General features: G+C 67.0%; 14 protein-coding genes. 5 read left to right on the forward strand and 9 right to left on the reverse strand.

Going from position 1 to position 15753, the window contains the following annotated elements; all coding sequences use genetic code 11:
• Window position 1: 1 nt before the first annotated feature.
• The gene (locus SPI01S_RS07775) at window positions 2–1102 is read right to left on the reverse strand and encodes a DUF47 family protein (protein ID WP_174539085.1); all 1101 of its coding nucleotides are present in this window, start codon (window positions 1100–1102) and stop codon (window positions 2–4) included.
• Between the two features lie 160 nt (window positions 1103–1262).
• Between SPI01S_RS07775 and SPI01S_RS07780 the strand changes: the two genes are divergently transcribed.
• Window positions 1263–1817 (forward strand): pseudouridine synthase, encoded by a 555-nt coding sequence (locus tag SPI01S_RS07780; protein WP_066720827.1) that lies wholly within the window; start codon window positions 1263–1265, stop codon window positions 1815–1817.
• 109 nt (window positions 1818–1926) lie between these two features.
• Window positions 1927–2757, forward strand: a complete 831-nt coding sequence (locus tag SPI01S_RS07785; RefSeq protein ID WP_066720667.1) for a 23S rRNA (adenine(2030)-N(6))-methyltransferase RlmJ — start codon at window positions 1927–1929, stop codon at window positions 2755–2757.
• Between the two features lie 168 nt (window positions 2758–2925).
• Here the strand turns inward: SPI01S_RS07785 and SPI01S_RS07790 are convergent, their stop codons facing one another.
• Both SPI01S_RS07790 and SPI01S_RS07795 read right to left on the reverse strand, forming a co-directional pair.
• On the reverse strand, window positions 2926–3390 hold the full coding sequence (locus SPI01S_RS07790; RefSeq protein ID WP_169804477.1) for a GNAT family N-acetyltransferase: 465 nt from the start codon (window positions 3388–3390) through the stop codon (window positions 2926–2928).
• Window positions 3391–3395: 5 nt separating this feature from the next.
• Complete coding sequence (locus SPI01S_RS07795; protein WP_066720670.1) at window positions 3396–3797, reverse strand: rhodanese-like domain-containing protein; 402 nt, start codon at window positions 3795–3797, stop codon at window positions 3396–3398.
• 103 nt (window positions 3798–3900) lie between these two features.
• Here SPI01S_RS07795 and ftrA point away from each other — a divergent pair, with 103 nt between their 5' ends.
• Entirely contained in the window at window positions 3901–4959 is a 1059-nt protein-coding gene (gene ftrA / locus SPI01S_RS07800; protein ID WP_444544595.1) for a transcriptional regulator FtrA, read from the forward strand.
• A gap of 150 nt (window positions 4960–5109) precedes the next feature.
• Here ftrA and SPI01S_RS07805 read toward each other — a convergent pair whose 3' ends face one another.
• Entirely contained in the window at window positions 5110–5868 is a 759-nt protein-coding gene (locus tag SPI01S_RS07805; protein WP_066720673.1) for a hypothetical protein, read from the reverse strand.
• A 413-nt stretch (window positions 5869–6281) separates the two neighbouring features.
• On the opposite strand from SPI01S_RS07805, the gene rplJ reads away from it, so the two are divergent.
• Together rplJ and rplL are read left to right on the forward strand one after the other, a co-directional pair.
• Window positions 6282–6797, forward strand: a complete 516-nt coding sequence (gene rplJ / locus SPI01S_RS07810) for a 50S ribosomal protein L10 (protein WP_066720843.1) — start codon at window positions 6282–6284, stop codon at window positions 6795–6797.
• A gap of 59 nt (window positions 6798–6856) precedes the next feature.
• The gene (rplL, locus tag SPI01S_RS07815) at window positions 6857–7234 is read left to right on the forward strand and encodes a 50S ribosomal protein L7/L12 (protein WP_066720675.1); all 378 of its coding nucleotides are present in this window, start codon (window positions 6857–6859) and stop codon (window positions 7232–7234) included.
• 1272 nt (window positions 7235–8506) lie between these two features.
• On the opposite strand, the gene SPI01S_RS07825 is transcribed toward rplL, so the two are convergent.
• From SPI01S_RS07825 to SPI01S_RS07845, 5 genes are all read right to left on the reverse strand, one after another.
• Window positions 8507–9028, reverse strand: coding sequence for a hypothetical protein (locus SPI01S_RS07825; protein ID WP_066720680.1), 522 nt, complete (start codon window positions 9026–9028; stop codon window positions 8507–8509).
• Between the two features lie 118 nt (window positions 9029–9146).
• Entirely contained in the window at window positions 9147–9701 is a 555-nt protein-coding gene (locus tag SPI01S_RS07830; RefSeq protein WP_066720682.1) for a hypothetical protein, read from the reverse strand.
• A gap of 185 nt (window positions 9702–9886) precedes the next feature.
• Complete coding sequence (locus SPI01S_RS07835) at window positions 9887–11794, reverse strand: CocE/NonD family hydrolase (RefSeq protein WP_066720684.1); 1908 nt, start codon at window positions 11792–11794, stop codon at window positions 9887–9889.
• A 119-nt stretch (window positions 11795–11913) separates the two neighbouring features.
• The gene (locus tag SPI01S_RS07840; protein ID WP_066720687.1) at window positions 11914–13239 is read right to left on the reverse strand and encodes a hypothetical protein; all 1326 of its coding nucleotides are present in this window, start codon (window positions 13237–13239) and stop codon (window positions 11914–11916) included.
• A gap of 213 nt (window positions 13240–13452) precedes the next feature.
• Window positions 13453–15744 (reverse strand): TonB-dependent receptor, encoded by a 2292-nt coding sequence (locus SPI01S_RS07845; RefSeq protein ID WP_066720689.1) that lies wholly within the window; start codon window positions 15742–15744, stop codon window positions 13453–13455.
• Window positions 15745–15753 lie beyond the last annotated feature (9 nt).

The raw sequence follows: 15753 nt of genomic DNA on the forward strand, positions 1-15753 counted from the left end.
ATCAGGCGTGATCGATGACGATGCCGTCGATCTCGTTCGCGACATCCTCGAACGCGTCGACGATCCGCTCGAGATGCTTGTACAGCTCGCGCTGCACCGCGAACTGCAGCGGATCCTGCGGCCCCAGCTCCTTGTAGGCGCGCTTGAGGCCCGCGGCATGGATGTCGTCGGCATGGCTTTCCATCCGCACCAGCCGCTCGGTCAGCTCGTGCAGCCGGGCGCCGTTCCTGGCGACGTCGCGCAGCAGCGGCATCGCCTCCACCGTCAGGCGCGCCGCATCGACGACGATGCCCGCCATGTCCTTCATCTCGCGCTCGAAATGGCGGATCTCGTAGAGGTCGATGGCGCGGACGGTGGCCTGCATCTCGTCGATCGCATCGTCCATCGATCCGATCAGCGCGGTGATCGCGCCGCGATCGAACGGGGTCAGGAAGGTGACCCGCACCGTCTGGAGCACCTGGCGGGTGATCTCGTCGGCGTCATGCTCGCGCTCGATCACCTCGCGGATATGGTCCGGGCCGCCATCCTGCAGCAGCCGCGCCAGCGCATCGGCGCCGGCGACCACCGTGGCGGCATGCGCCTCGAACATCTCGAAGAAATTGCCCGACTTGGGCAACATGCGTTGGAACCACGCGAACATGCGATTGACCTTTGATTTATGAACGACGGTGCCGAGCACCCCCATGCGCCGTGTCGCGGCGCGAAATTCCTCGGGGCCGAAGGAGCGGATCAGGTCGCGCAGGTCCGCCTCGTCGACAGCCTCCGCCGCATCGACGAGATCGAACCAGCGGCGCTGGCGCTGGCCCTGTTCCTTCCAGGCATCGAGCTCGCGCGTGACCGCGAAGGGAAAGACTTCCACATCGGCCATCAGCGACGCGCCGTTGCCGCGCTTCTTGCGGTAGCGATAGGAGCCGAGCGGCGTCGGGCAGATCACGCCCTGCACGCCCGCCTCTTCCTCGGCCTCCAGCACCGCCGCGGCGTGGGCGCTGAGGCCGGCGCCGGGATTGCCCTTGGGAATCACCCAGCGCCCGGTCCCCCGCGAGGTGACCAGCAGCACCTGCGTGGACGCATCGGCGCCCGAACCGAGGGTACGATAGGGCAAGGCGGCGATCTGGCGAATGACGTGGGGCTCCCCGGGGATGACGCGCGCGGTGTTACAGGCTTGCCGGGGGAAGGCAAGGGAGGAGGAATGCGGGGCCCGGCCACCCCGGCGGCGGCATGCACCAGGAGACATGGCCGCAACCCGGCGATATGAGCGCGGCATGGCCCGGCTGCTCCTGTTCAACAAACCCTTCGGGGTCCTGTCGCAATTCACCGACCGCGGATCGCCGACGCTCCGCTCGACCCTGTCGGACTTCATCGCGGTGAAGGGCGTCTATCCCGCCGGCAGGCTCGATCGGGACAGCGAGGGCCTGCTGCTGCTCTGCGATGACGGGCGGCTGCAGGCACGCATCGCCGATCCCCGCTTCAAGATGCCCAAGACCTACCTCGTGCAGGTCGAAGGCGATCCGCAGGACGCGGACCTGGAGCCCCTGCGGCAGGGCGTCCGGCTCAACGACGGCATGACCCTGCCGGCCGAGGTCGCGCGGATCGACGCGCCGGACCTGTGGACACGCGATCCGCCGATCCGTGCACGCAAGTTCATCCCCGACAGCTGGCTGAAAATCACCATCCGCGAAGGACGCAACCGGCAGGTGCGCCGCATGACGGCGGCGGTCGGGCTGCCCACCCTGCGGCTGGTCCGCTGGTCGATCGGCGACTGGTCCGTCGCCGGGATCGCGCCGGGCCACTTCCAGGAGGCCTCCGGCCTGGACTAGGGTCCGCCCGGCGCATAGGCGCACCGGATGGGGTGCTGCCATCGTCTCGCGATCGGCGTCCTCGCCCGGTAAAGCGTACATAGGCACATCGGCAGGTTTCTGGATTTCAATGAATTATCGCCATTCCTTCCATGCCGGCAACAGCGCCGATGTCGTCAAGCACAGCCTGCTGATCGCCCTTGTCCGGGCCTTGCAGCAGAAAGAGGGCGCGCTGACCCTGATCGACACCCATGCCGGCTGCGGGCTCTATGACCTGGGCGGCGAGCAGGCCCAGCGCACCGGCGAAGCCGCACAGGGCGTGCTGCGCGCCTTCGCCGATGCCAACCCCTTGCTGGACGACTATCGCGCCGCCGTACGGGCGGTGAATATCGGGACGGAGCCGCACCTCTACCCCGGCTCCCCGCAATTCCTGGCGCAGCTCCTGCGCCCGCAGGACCTGCTGATCCTCAACGAAAAGCACCCCGAGGACGCCAGCGAACTGCGCCGCACGATGCGCGGGTCGCCCGCTGCCGTGCACGCGCGCGATGCCTATGAGCTCTGGCTGGCGATGCTGCCGACCCGAACGCCGCGCGGCGTGGTGGTGGTCGATCCGCCGTACGAGCAGACCGACGAACGCGACCGCATCACCGCCACCCTCGCCGCGGCGCACCGCAAATGGGCGCATGGCGTGACGGTGATCTGGTATCCGCTGAAGGACCCCGCGACGCACCGGCAGTGGAAGAACAGGTTGCGCCGGCTCGGCATCCCGAAGTTCCTGGTCGTGGAGCATTGGCTGTATGATGCCGATGTGCCCGGCATCTATAACGGCGCAGGCCTGTTCATCGTCAATCCGCCCTATGCCTTCACCCAGGCGCTGCCGCCGCTGCTGGAAGCCCTCCGCGCCGCACTGGCCCCGGAAGGGCATCGGGGCGAGATCACGGCCGACTGGTTGGACGATTAGGAACCAGCCTCGTCGCGGATCCGGTCATCCGGCGCCCTGGTACCGCTGGCCTGTCTCCGGCGGACCTGTGGGCCCGCTGCAATGGCGGACCTGGGGCGCAGGCCGACCGGCAGCACCCCTCAGGGCCGGGCGTTTACCGAAGCGGATGGGAACCACCGGCTCCGGTCGTCACACGTCGAGCCGGAACCGACGTTTGCCGGTCACGGCCGCGCCTTGCTGCAGGTAAAAGCGCTCCGCGGGGGCATTCCACTCCGGGGTCTGCCATTGAAGCTCGGCGATCCCGCGTTGGACGGCGAAGTGCTTCACGGCGCCGAGCAGCTTGGTGCCCACGCCTGCGCCTCTCGCAGTCTCGGCGATGTACAGGCAGTCGAGATGCAGGAATGGCTTGCCCGACCATGTCGAGAAATCACGCGTGGCTGTTGCGTAGCCCATGGGTCGGCCGCTCTCGTCGATGGCAAGCCAGGCGAACAGGATGGCATCCGGCTCGGCCAGGGCGGACCGCAAGGCCGCTGCGGTGCAGGTCGCGGTGGTCCTTTCGAAACGGGCATGGGCCTGGATCAGAGGCAGCAGGGCGGTGACGTGTTCCGGACCGGCAACCAGGACCGTGGCATTCGAAGCGGATCCGGAACACATGCACATCAGCCCTCGGACCCCGTGGCCAAGCTGAAGCCCTCGTCTACCCACCCGGTAATTCCACCGGCCATGATCTTGACGGGACGGCCGAGCTCGGCAATCCGCAAGGCCCCCCGCGCAGCACCATTGCAGTGCGGCCCGGCGCAATAGGTGACGAACACGGTGCCGGACGGCCAGGCGGCAAGCTTGGACGCGATGATCTTGCCGTGCGGCAGGTTGATGGCCCCGGGCACATGGCCGGCAGCGAACATCGCCGGGCTGCGGACGTCGAGCAGCACGAAGTCCGGCCCTTTGCTCAGCGCATCGTGAACGTCCCAACAATCGGTCTCGAAGCTGAATTCGGAAGCGAAATGCGCTCGGGCCAGCTCGGGGGAGGCGGGCGGTATGGCGGTTACGATCGTCGGCATGGGGATGCTCCTTTCATGCTGAGGAATGCAGCCCGGCCACAGGCTTTGGCAATTGGCGCAAATGGCAATATACGTGCATATCATGCCAATCGCTCACGACCCCTTGCCAGGCCCGCACGGCGCACTGCCACGCTCGCACGGCCCACTGCCAAGCCCACACGGCCCACTGGTCGTCGCCTTGCTCTACGATGGGCTCTGCACCTTCGAATTCGGCATCGTTGCCGAGATTTTCGGCCTGTCCCGACCGGAACTGGGGCCGGACTGGTATCGCTTTGCCAGCGCCGCGATCGAGCCGGGTCCGCTTCGGGCGCATGGGGGCTTTCAGATTCTGCCGGACGGCGGGCCGGAACTGTTGGACGTGGCAGACCTGATCGTGATCCCCGGCTGGAAGGGGGTCGACACACCGGTTCCGGAGAAGCTGATTCTACGCCTGCTCCAAGCGCACATGCGCGGCGCCCGGCTCGCCTCGATCTGCTCCGGGGCCTTCGTCCTGGCCGCGACAGGGCTGCTGGACGGTGCGCCGGCGACGACGCACTGGCGTTACGCCTCGGCGTTGCAGGGCAGGTTTCCAAGGATCAAGGTGGACGACAAGTCCCTCTACCAGGGGCAGGACGGGATCTACACCTCGGCCGGCAGTGCGGCGGGGATAGACTTGATGATCGAGCTCGTCCGGCAGGATTTCGGGCCAGAGGCCGCGAATTCGGTGGCGCGGCGCCTCGTCATGCCCGCGCATCGTGCCGGGGGGCAGGCGCAATTTGTCGAGCGCGCCGTGCCGTTACGCCCGGATACCAGTATCGCTCCGGTGATCGACCAAGTCCGACAGGACCTGCGCAGGCCCTGGACCATCGATGACATGACGCGCGCATCCCGCATGAGCCGGAGAACGTTCGAGCGCCGCTTCCGGGATGCCACCGGGACAGGGCCCGGCGAGTGGCTGATCGCAGCGCGGGTGGAAGCGGCCAAGGACATATTGGCCAGATCCGCCAATTCGATCGACGAAGTCGCATATGCCGTCGGCTTCGGCACCGCACATACGCTGAGGCACCATTTCCGCCGGCTCGTGACGCAGACACCCAGCCAGTTCCGGCGCGCCTTCTCCGGCAAGGAAAGGTCCAGCGCCGATCATGTCGGCAGCGGGATGCGCCCGCCAGCAAGCGCCTAACGGCCGGATGCCGGTCCAAGGCGATGTGTCGGCGTGCCGAGCGGCTTCTTCGAACCGCCAAAGCGACAGCTTCCGCCACGACCGGACATCGCTTGGTGTGTGATCACGCGAGCGGCCCTGGTCGCCGGGCGCCGCAACCCGCCGGCGCCCCTACCCCCCGTCCCGCTTCAACCGCCGCTCCACCCGGTCCAGCTCCCGCGTCAGCCGCGCCAGCGCCTCCCCGCGATCGGCGCGCGGCACGCGGAAGCCGGCATGGGGTCGCCCCTCGACGATCTCCGGGCGGCGATAGCCGAGCAGCAGCAGCGCCTCGCGCGGGGTCATGCGGGTGAGCGGGTCGGTCTCGTCCAGCTGCAGCTCCCAGCCCTCCAGCACCGCGCCGTCGGGCCGCATCGAGCGCAGCGCATTGTCGAGCAGCGCCAGTTCCAGCCGTTCATAGCCCTCGGCCAGCGCCGTCGCCATCGCGCGGGCGAAGTCGGGCGCGCGGGCGCGCCTGGCATAGATGGCGCTCCAGCCGATGCCGGTCGCCTCGGCCGAGAGCCGCACATTGGCGGTGGCGGCGAGGTGGGCGAGGAAGCGGCGCTCGCCCTCGGTGGTCAGCAGCCCCTTGGGCGCGCGGCGCACCTGGAGCGCACGCCCGCGCGAGGCGCGCACGCTATACTCGCCGCCGCCGGTGATCGCGGCCTCACCCGCAGGCGCGACCACGCCGCGGCTGGCGGCGAGCTGCGCCTGGGCATAGGCCAGGGCCGCATCCCATTGGCTCGCGAAATCGGGGTTGCGCGCGCGGCGCTTCTGGAAGGTCTTGCGGGTCTGCCCGGCTTCCTCGGCGGCGAGCGTGACGTTGGCGGTGCGGCGCAGCGCCTTGAGGAAGCGCTGGTTCTCGCGTGTCCGATCGCCCCTGGTGCCGCGCATCGTGTCGCCCTTCCCTCGCCCGCCCGCCCGCTTATGGTACGGCGGGAAGATGGTTGTTCCGCATTTGTTCTGCAAGGCCCCTGGTGCCCTGGCGCTTGACTCCGCGCCCGAATCCGCTAATGGGCGCGCTCCTCCTTCGGGAGGAATCCGTCCGAGACAGCGAGGGACCGGAATCTGCCGGTCTTGATTATCTCGCCTAGACGGGGACAGAATTTACCGGCGGCTAGGCCAGTGCGGCGCGATTGCGCAGCTGGCGTCAAGCGTTCCGGGTCACGCCCCAGGGAGAGTTCTCCCCGGCCTCGTGACGATCCTTCCCCTCGGACAAATTGAGCCTGGCCCGTGTTCGCACGGGTCGTGAACCGGGGCCGCCTTGCGCTCGCGCGCGGGGTAGCCTCATGTATGAGGAGACCGGCATGGATCGTTCCCAGAAGGCCGACGCCGTTGCCGAGCTGAATCGCACCTTCAACGAGGTTGGCGTGGTGGTTGTCACCCGCAATCTCGGCATGACCGTCAAGCAGTCGACGGACCTGCGCAACAAGATGCGTGCAGCCGGCGCGACCTATAAGGTCTCGAAGAACAAGCTCGCCAAGATTGCCACCCAGGGCACCGATTATGCGGTGCTCTCGGACCTGCTGACGGGTCCGACGGCACTGTCCACCTCCGTCGACCCCGTGGCTGCGGCCAAGGTCGTCGCGGACTTCGCCAAGACGAACGACAAGCTCGAAATCGTCGGCGGGGCCATGGGCAATGTGCTGCTGGACGCGGCTGGCGTGCAGGCACTCGCCTCGCTGCCGTCGCTGGACGAGCTGCGCGGCAAGCTCGTGGGGCTCATCGCAGCACCCGCGACCAAGCTCGCAACCATCACCCAGGCACCGGCGGCGCAGATCGCCCGCGTGCTTGCGGCGTACAGCGAAAAGCAGGCTGCCTGAGCTTCGGCTTCAAGCGACCTTTATACTTTCCCGAAACTTTGAACTGACTGGAGTTTATCATGGCTGACCTTAACGCAATCGTCGACCAGCTTTCCGCCCTGACCGTTCTCGAGGCCGCTGAGCTCTCGAAGCTGCTCGAAGAGAAGTGGGGCGTTTCGGCCGCCGCTGCCGTCGCCGTTGCCGGCCCGGCCGCTGGTGGCGCCGCTGCCCCGGCTGCTGAAGAGCAGACCGAGTTCGACGTGATCCTCACCGGCGACGGTGGCAAGAAGATCAACGTCATCAAGGAAGTCCGCGCCATCACCAGCCTCGGCCTCACCGAAGCAAAGGCGCTGGTCGAAGGCGCTCCGAAGCCGGTCAAGGAAGGCGTGTCGAAGGACGAAGCCGAGAAGATCAAGAAGCAGCTGGAAGAAGCTGGCGCGACCGTCGAGGTCAAGTAAGCACTTCCCAGCCCGTTTCAAGGCTTGGATACAAAAAGGAGGCGGCCCGGTGACGGGTCGCCTCTTTTCGTTTGCGCTTAGGAACTACACAGCCTGAGGCGCGTAGGCGATAGCAGAGAGCATCCTCGGTGCCGGCCGGTCGAGCCAGATCGGTCCCGGCCTGGCCCCTTGCCCCGCCGCTCCGAGCAGGAAATCCGCACCGAACCGGTGGATGCTCAAGCCACTGCGCCAACGCAGGTCGCAAAGCAGCATCCCGGCAAACATCGGACGCGCGCCCAGCGCGACGACATGGAGTTGATCCCGCTTGAGCCCGAGGCGCACCGGCACGCACATTCGTGCTCCGGGCATCAGGTCGATGGGGTCTGTCGAGTGCTGCGGAGGAGGCCCCGCGTGGAACCCCGCGCGCCGAAGATCCTGGTCCGGGCTAGCGCTGATGAGCGCAAACGCAACGCGAAGACCCTCTGCACTCCCTGGCTGGGCGTTGGCCAGTTCGATCTGCAGATCGAACGCCAGGGCGTCTGCTCTGAAGACGACTGCGGCGGAGACGACACGGACCTGGAATGGTTCGGCAGCAGGAGGGGGCGGCGATACGGCTGTGATCGTCGACACCTGGGGAAGAGTAGCGTCCTGGTGCGCGGGATCTGCAACTTGGGCCGGGGCACCTACGCGCGCCCGCCGCCACCAGCCGATTGCGACGAGAGCAGCAGCGCCCATCGCACCCACTACGAACCACGACCAATAGGCGAAAGGTCCTGCCCCACCGCCCCAAGGCCGGGATATCCGCCGGGACGGGACCGCCGGATCAGTGGTCACCGGTGCCGGTGCAGGCGGAGGCGTAGGCGTAGGCGATTGCTGCGCCGTTGGGCCTGCCCCTTGAGCGACGTTCGGCGTCGCCTCCGGCAGGGGAGCGGGCGCTGGGGAGAAGCCAAGCCGCGATCTGGGACGGGGAGAAGCCACCGGGACGATCACCGGCTGGACGATCGCCCCGCTTGCAGGCGTGGCAGCAGGCACAGGCGTCGGGGTCGGCGTCCCGGGCAGTCGAAAGCGTTCGGGCAACACGCCGGGGATGGCTTGCGGGGTGGCATCGGCGGGCGGGCGCTCCTGCGCGCCCGCGGGAAGGGCGAGCGCTCCAAGAACGATCGCGCCCAATGCTGTTCCATGCCTGCCCGGTCTCACGCCACGGACTTGGGCGACCCAAGGTGAACGACGGCTGCACCAGCGGCCACGGCCGAGCGGCGTGCGACCATCCGTTCGGCGTTGGCGGTCAGCCGCTCAGTTCTTGCTGCCGGTGCCGCGGGCCGCTTCGGCACGGATGCGCTGCGAGCGGGCGCGCTCCACCCGTTCGATCCGCTCACGCTCGATGCGCTCGCGATCGGCACGCTCCAGCTCGTCGCGCTCACGATCCTCGCGGGCCATGCGTTCGGCGATCCGGAGGCGGATGGCCTGCAACTCGGGCGAAACATCATCGCCCCCTACCTGCTTGCGGAGCTTGTTGTGGCGTCCCACCGCCTCCTCGGCGGCGATGCGGTCGGACCAGTGACGCACCGGCTTGGGGCTTTTCCTGCGCTGCTCCAGCCGCAGCCATGCCCGGCGGTACATCCGGAACATCTTGCCTGCGTGCAAGCCGGTCAACAGCGCCGCCATGAGCGCAACCCCGATATATATACCGCTGTTCGGCTGCGGTGCGCGCATCACCAGAAGCACCATCAGGTAGCTGAGCAGCGTCATCAGCGCGCAATAAGCCCCGAATTCCAGCGCGGTCATCAGATAGTGACGAATGGTTTCGGACTTCATGAACGCAACCCCCAGCGGCGAGGTCCGACACGTGTCCCACATGCCTGTGCCGCCCTTTGGCACTGCATCATGAAGCAATCGCGTTAACGAATCCTAACCGGAGGTGAAACGATCCCGGTTATTTGCGGAAGATCGGAGGCGCCTCCTCCTCTTCAGACTCCTCTTCCTTGCGCAGGCGATCGGCGATGCGCTCCCGGATCGCATCCAGCGACATGTTGGGATCGATGGAGAAGGCCTCCCCTTCCTCATGGGGATCGATCCCGAGCGCGACACAGCGCTCGCGATAGGCGCGCTCCAGCGCTTCCAGCCGCTCCAGCATCCGCACCCGCTCCGCGTCGCCGCCACGCGCCTCCAGCCGCTCGGCCGCGATCCGCTCGGACCAGCGCAAGGTCCGCCGCTCGTCTTCGCTCATCTCGGATAGCTGCACGACGAAATCGTCGGGAAGCAGTGCCAGCCGCCGCATGGCGCGCCGGTATCGAAGAAACATCCGCACCGCATAGACGCCGCTGAACAGCGCCATGCCGATGGAGGTGTTGATGTACCAGCGGGAGTTCGCCTGCGGGGCATAGTTGACGAGTACGTACATCGCCGCGCCCAACGCCGTCATGAAGACAAAATAGACGAAGAATTCGATGGTTTCGCGAAGATAGCCGCGAATGGCTGCAACGTTCATGGCACCACTCCCGAGACAACGCCCTCAGCGAAGCTTCCTTGATCGAATCAACCTAAACTAACTTAAGCATTGATGTAAAAGCGCTACAATCCGGTTCCGGAGTTGTACGTAGCTGTCGGCCCCGGATGTCGCCAGGGACCCGGCGGCGATGCCCGCCCTTGATGTCGCAAGGGCGGGCCCGCAGTTCAGCGCGCCTTGGCCGCGCTCTGGTCCACCGGCACCACCGGCAGCAGCACCGAACTGGACTGCTTGCCGCCGTACAGGATCGTCACCGTCGCCTTCTGATAGTCGGCCGGCTTGGCGAAGAAGATGTTCTCCACGAACTTCTGCGGGTTGCGATCATAGACCGGGAACAGGGTCGACTGGATCTGCACCATGATGCGATGGCCGGGCAGGAAGGTGTGGTTCACCACCGGCAGCCGGAACTTGTATTCCTGCACCTTGCCGGCCGGGATCGCCGAGGGATGCTCGAACGAATTGCGGTAGCGGCCGCGGAAGATGTCCATCGCGATCGGCAGCTGGAACCCGCCCATCTCCTTGTTGGTGGCGATCTCCTCCGGATAGACGTCGATCACCTTGACGACGAAGTCGCCGTCGGTGCCGGTCGTCTTGGCGAAGATGTCCGCCAGCGGCGTGCCCGAGAGCCGCACCGGTTCCTTGAGCACCGGCGTCGCATAGGTCAGCACGTCCTGCCGCCCATCGACGAAGCGTTGGTCGGTGACCAGATAGGTGCCCCAGCGCCCGTCGTTGAAGTTGATCGGGCGCGGCAGATAGGGAACCGGCTTGGCGGGATCGGAGACATAGCTGTCTTCCCCTGCCCCGGCCTTGTCGAAGCCGGCGGCCTCGCCCGTGCCGAGGTAGAGCGGCGTGAGCTGCGCACCCAGCGGCCACTTGTTGAGGAAGTCCCAGTGGTTCTCGCCGGTGTTGTAGATGCTGGCGACCGGCGGGGTATAGGCGGGCGAACCGTCCTTCAGGTGCGCGTTGAAGAAGGGCAGCAGGATGTCGCGCCGCGCCTGGAGCGCGGTGTCGCCCTCGAAGTTCAGCTCGCCCAGCTTCGATCCGTTATAGTTGAAGCCCGAATGGCGCCACGGCCCCATCAGCAGGAAGTTGTTGGTCGCCTGCGGGGTCTTCTGCAGTTCCTCCCAGGCGTGGATCGCGCCGTACATGTCCTCGTGATCCCACAGACCCTGCTCCCACAGCGTCGGCACGTTGGACGGGTTGGCCGCGAGGATCTTGTCGAGCGCCTGGCCCTGCCAGAATGCATCGTAGGAGACGTGCTGGCTGAGCTTCTGCCAGAAGGGCAGCTGGTCATAGCCGTACTGCTTCGCCCAGTCGCCGGCCGAGCCGATCTTGCGGAAGGTGTCGTAATCGTCCCAGCCGCCATTGGGCGGGGTCGGGCCGCCGGCCTTGTAGCCGGTGATGCCCGAGATCCAGCCGATGTTCGGCAGGCGGAACGCCCCGTGGTGGAACCAGTCGTCGCCCATCCAGCCGTCGATCATCGGGCTTTCGGGCGCCGCGACCTTCAGCGCCGGATGCGGGTTCAGCAGCGCCATCACCACCGTCCAGCCTTCGTAGGACGAGCCGAGCATGCCGACCTTGCCGTTCGATTCCGGCAGGTTCTTCACCAGCCAGTCGATCGTGTCATAGGCATCGGTGGTGTCGTCGATCTTGGTCGGGTTGAGCGGGCCGACCGGCGGGCGGGTGACGACGAAATCGCCCTCGGAGCGATACTTGCCGCGGATGTCCTGGAACACGCGGATATACCCGGCCTGGGTGAACACCTCGTCGCCCTGCGCCAGCACCGAGAGCATCTTGTTGCTGTCGCTGCGGCGGACGCGATTATACGCGTCGTATGGCGTGCGGGTGAGCAGGATCGGGGCGTTCCTGGCGCCCTTGGGGATCACGATGGTGGTGAACAGCTTGGTACCGTCGCGCATCGGCACCATCACCTCGCGGCGGATATAGTCCTTCGACCCTTCCGGCAGGACGAACTTGGCCGGAATGTCGTTGAACGGCTGCGCCTGTTGCGCGCCGGCGGCCGGCACCAGCGCGGTGGTCGCGAGCGCGGCCAGAAGGAAGGTACGAAACTGCATGGTGTCTCCCCAGAAAACCGAAGCCTGGGGTGATAGTGTTACATTCGCAAGATGGAAAGCCGGGGCATGAAAAGGCCCGCGCTCCCTTGGGGAACGCGGGCCGGTTGACGTTGGGGAGGTCAGGCGTGCGCGGGGGCGCCGAGCAGTTCCGCCTCGACATCCTCGACCAGGTGCGGGCGAGTGGCACCGATCGGGCCGACACCTTCCGCCGCCGGCGCGGCGCGGCCGATGCGGAAGGCGGCGCGGGTGCGGCCCTCGCGACCGTCGGGCAGGCGATAGCGCGCCTCGGCGACGACGACCGGGTTGAAGGTGCGGCCCAGTTCGCCCTTCGGCACCGCGAGATGGGCGTCGACACGGGTGCCGTCGCCGGCATCGATCGTCACCGGCGGCACGTCGGCAGCGGGACCATGGTTGATAAGCAGCTGCTCCATTTCGTTCGCTTCGGCATTGGCGACCAGGAAGGTCGAGATGCGCACATCGCGGGCGGCCGTATCGCCGGCATTGCCGACGGTCAGCTCGATATCGACCAGCGCCTCGTCCTCGCTGGTACCGGCACGAACCGCGCGCAGGCCCAGTTCCAGCCACGGGCGATTGGCGACGGGAGCCTGGGCATCGACGACATGCTCGAGCACGGCCTCGTCCGCCTCGGCCAGCTTCGCCTCGACATGCGCTGCGGCAACCTGCTCGGCGATCGGCGAAGCGATCGGCGGGGCCGCACGGGTCGGCGCCATTACCGGCACGGCGGTCGCCGCTGCCAGACCGATGTCGCTACGCGGCGCCACCGGCTGCGGCGCGGGGCGCGGCGGCACCGGCTCGGTCGTGGTGATGGTCTCGCGCACCAGCAGGTCGTCGTCGGGGCGGCGGCGACGGAGCAGGAACACGGCAGCGAGGGCGGCCAGAAGCACGGCAAGACCGCCGAGGATCCACGGGACCAGCGAGGTCGAGCGGGTCTCGGTGGTGGTCTGCGTCGTCTGCGTTACCTCGGCGGCGGGTGCCGCGGGTGCGGCAGGCTGCACGGCAGGATCGGCTGCCTGCGGCTGGGCGACCGGCGCGGGCGCCGCGGCCGGTTCCTGCGCAGGTACAGCCGCGGGCTGCGGCGCGGGCGCCGTCGCCGTCTGGCGCGGCTGGGCTGCCGGACGGGTTGCGGGCTTCGGCGCGCTGCGCGCCGTTCGGGCCGGCGCGGCATCGGCGGTCGACGGCGCCTGGTTGACGCTGCCGGCCATCTGCTGCTCGACCGGCGGGACCGACTGCACCACCGGCGCGGCCGGTGCCATGCGGACTTCCGGTGCGGGCGTAACGGCCTGCGGTGCGGGCGCTTCGACCGCCGCCGGCGGCGTCACCGTCTGCTGGGGCGCGGCCTCCTGGGCGAAGGCGGGGGTGGCAAGGAACGCGGCACTGATCAACAGTGCGGCGCGGGGGCGGAGCGGGGTCTGACACTGTTTCATGACGAGGGTTCAACGGACGGAACCCGCGATTCGAGCCGCCACGCTGCGGCGAACCGTTGCCCGCACCGGACGGCGCGAGCCATTCACCCGTCATTCAGGCACGGTTCTTGCCCCTCCCAAGGGTAGAAACGAGCCAGCAACCCATTGAAAAGAAAAGGGCTTGCCGCGCAGTTGCACGGCAAGCCCCTCCCCTTCGGACGTGCGACGAAACGATCAGAAGCGGCCGGTCAGCTGCACGCCGTAGAAGCGCGGTTCGCCCGGAATGTAGGTCGGATCGTTGAACCCGCCGCCGGTGTTGCCGGCATCGAGCAGATACTTCTCGTTGGTGGCGTTGCGGACATAGCCCGCGACTTCGTAGCGGCCGTCGGCGAAGCTGACGCCCGCCTTCAGGTTCACCAGCGTCACCTTCTCCTGCGAGATCGCTTCCTTGTTCGGGATTTCGAAGAATATCTTGCTGCGATAGGTCACGCTCGGCGTCGCGAACACCCGGATGCCGTTGCCTAACGGCGCATCAACGGTGAAGCCGGCTGCCCATTGAAGCCGCGGCTGCAGGCGGAAGCGGTTGTTGGCATAGATGCCGTTGGACTTCTTGTTGTCGATCCCGCCGTCGATGAAGCCGGCGTTGCCGAACACCGTCAACCAGCCGGTGGGGCGAAGCTGCCCTTCCGCCTCGAAGCCAAGATTGCTGGCGCTGCCGGCACTCTCGGTGATGCTCGATCCGACCGGGCGGCCCGAGGGATCGTTGGCGTCGGTAACGGTACGGCTGATCTGGAAGTTGTTGTACTTCTGGTAATAGACGCCGAGCGAGCCGGAGAACATGCCCCGCGCCAGCTTCACGCCGCCTTCATAGTTCCATACGATCTCCTCGGGAATCACCGAGGTCGCCGTGGCACCCTGGCTGACGGTCGGCGAGCGCCGCCCCTTGGAGATCGTGGCGTACAGGTTGATGGCGCCGTTGAGCCGGTACAGCACGTTGAAGCGGGGCAGGAAAGCCTGGAAGCTATCCTCACTCCAAAGCGTACCCTTGGTCGTGGCCTGGCCAGGAATCAGCGGTGCGCCGCTGAGCACCGACTTCGGTGCGATCGACACATATCCCGCCTTGCGCTGCTCGATCAAGGCGCGGAGGCCGGCCGTAAGCTCCAGCTGGTGGCTGGGCATCCAGGTGGCTTCACCGAACATCGAATACTGATCGTTGATGCCCTTGTTAGTGAAGATCGAGCTGTAGGGAATCTGCGTCGCCGCGCCGTTGGTGCGGATCGAGGTGAACTGCGCCGCGGTCACCACGCCCGTCGGCGAGACGCAACCCAGCGCCGGGATCAGGTTCGCGGCACACTGCAGGTAGACACCTTCTTCCGTCGAGAACGGCACTTCCTGGCGGTTGTTCTCATGGAACACGTTCCAGCCGAAACTCGTGCGGACATGGTCGCCGACATAGGCGAAGCGCGATTCATGGCTGATCTGCGAGCCATAGGCACCCTCGGCGAATTCGAGCCACGGGGCCGCCGAACCGTCGGCGTCGAACACCTCGAACGAGTCGAACGAACGATAGCCGTTCACCGTGGTGAAGCTCCAGCCGTCGCCGAGGTCGTAGCGCGCGGTGACGTTGACGTCGTAGACGTCGCGGGTCAGGCCCAGCTTGTCGGTACCGAACACGTCCTTGGCATAGGGCGAACCCGAGAGATTGGCCGCGCCGAACGGGTTGCCCGGGCCCTGCGACGTCGCGAAGCGCTTCGAGATGAACGGCGTGCCGCTGTTGCGCTGGCGGTCATAGGTGCCGATCAGATCGATGGTCAGCGCCGGGGTCGGCGTGTAGCGCACCGAGGCGCGCAGCCCGAGCTGGTTCTGCGCGTAGAGGTCGTCCTGCGTCGGCGACAGGTTCTCGACATAGCCGTCGCGCTTCTTGAACTCGCCCGCCACGCGCGCCGCGATCACTTCGTTGCCGATATTGAGGTGCCCGCCCAGCAGATAGGCGTTGTAGTTGCCGTAGCCTGCGGTGAGCTCGCCCGACACGCCCGGCTTCGGCCGCGCCGAGACGATGCTGACCGCGCCGATGGTAGAGGCGGTGCCGAACAGCGTCGCCTGCGGGCCCTTCACCACTTCGATCCGGTCGATGTCGTAGATCGCCTGGTAGGCACCGCGCGAGCGCGAAATGTCGACACCGTTATAATAGAGGGTGACACGCGCCGCCTGCTGCGCCGAGCCGCTGTCCGAGGTGATGCCGCGGATCACGATGCCGGGGTTGTTGGCGCTCTGTTCCTGGATGTTCAGGCCGGGCACATAGTTGGACAGCTCGTCGAGATCGTCGACGCCGATTCGCTTCATCTGTTCCTGCGTCACCGCGGTGATGGTGATCGGCACGTCGCGCAGCTTCTGCTCGAACTTCTGCGCCGTAACGATGACGTCGCCGCTCGCCGCGCCGTCCTGCGCCGTATCCTGGGCATGCACGGCGGTGGCCGAGACAGTGGCGAGCAGTACGGCGACGAGACCCGATTTCTTGTAGTTCATGATTGGCTC

The organism is Sphingomonas pituitosa NBRC 102491, assembly GCF_001598435.1.
In the GTDB taxonomy this organism is placed as follows: domain Bacteria; phylum Pseudomonadota; class Alphaproteobacteria; order Sphingomonadales; family Sphingomonadaceae; genus Sphingomonas; species Sphingomonas pituitosa.

What these genes read in the sequence shown, in the direction of transcription:
- SPI01S_RS07780 (WP_066720827.1), top strand. Translation starts at nt 1,263, where the DNA reads ATGGCCCGGCTGCTCCTGTTCAACAAACCCTTCGGGGTCCTGTCGCAA.
- SPI01S_RS07785 (WP_066720667.1), top strand. Translation starts at nt 1,927, where the DNA reads ATGAATTATCGCCATTCCTTCCATGCCGGCAACAGCGCCGATGTCGTC.
- SPI01S_RS07790 (WP_169804477.1), bottom strand. Translation starts at nt 3,390, where the DNA reads ATGTGTTCCGGATCCGCTTCGAATGCCACGGTCCTGGTTGCCGGTCCG.
- SPI01S_RS07795 (WP_066720670.1), bottom strand. Translation starts at nt 3,797, where the DNA reads ATGCCGACGATCGTAACCGCCATACCGCCCGCCTCCCCCGAGCTGGCC.
- SPI01S_RS07805 (WP_066720673.1), bottom strand. Translation starts at nt 5,868, where the DNA reads ATGCGCGGCACCAGGGGCGATCGGACACGCGAGAACCAGCGCTTCCTC.
- rplJ (WP_066720843.1), top strand. Translation starts at nt 6,282, where the DNA reads ATGGATCGTTCCCAGAAGGCCGACGCCGTTGCCGAGCTGAATCGCACC.
- rplL (WP_066720675.1), top strand. Translation starts at nt 6,857, where the DNA reads ATGGCTGACCTTAACGCAATCGTCGACCAGCTTTCCGCCCTGACCGTT.
- SPI01S_RS07825 (WP_066720680.1), bottom strand. Translation starts at nt 9,028, where the DNA reads ATGAAGTCCGAAACCATTCGTCACTATCTGATGACCGCGCTGGAATTC.
- SPI01S_RS07830 (WP_066720682.1), bottom strand. Translation starts at nt 9,701, where the DNA reads ATGAACGTTGCAGCCATTCGCGGCTATCTTCGCGAAACCATCGAATTC.
- SPI01S_RS07835 (WP_066720684.1), bottom strand. Translation starts at nt 11,794, where the DNA reads ATGCAGTTTCGTACCTTCCTTCTGGCCGCGCTCGCGACCACCGCGCTG.
- SPI01S_RS07840 (WP_066720687.1), bottom strand. Translation starts at nt 13,239, where the DNA reads ATGAAACAGTGTCAGACCCCGCTCCGCCCCCGCGCCGCACTGTTGATC.
- SPI01S_RS07845 (WP_066720689.1), bottom strand. Translation starts at nt 15,744, where the DNA reads ATGAACTACAAGAAATCGGGTCTCGTCGCCGTACTGCTCGCCACTGTC.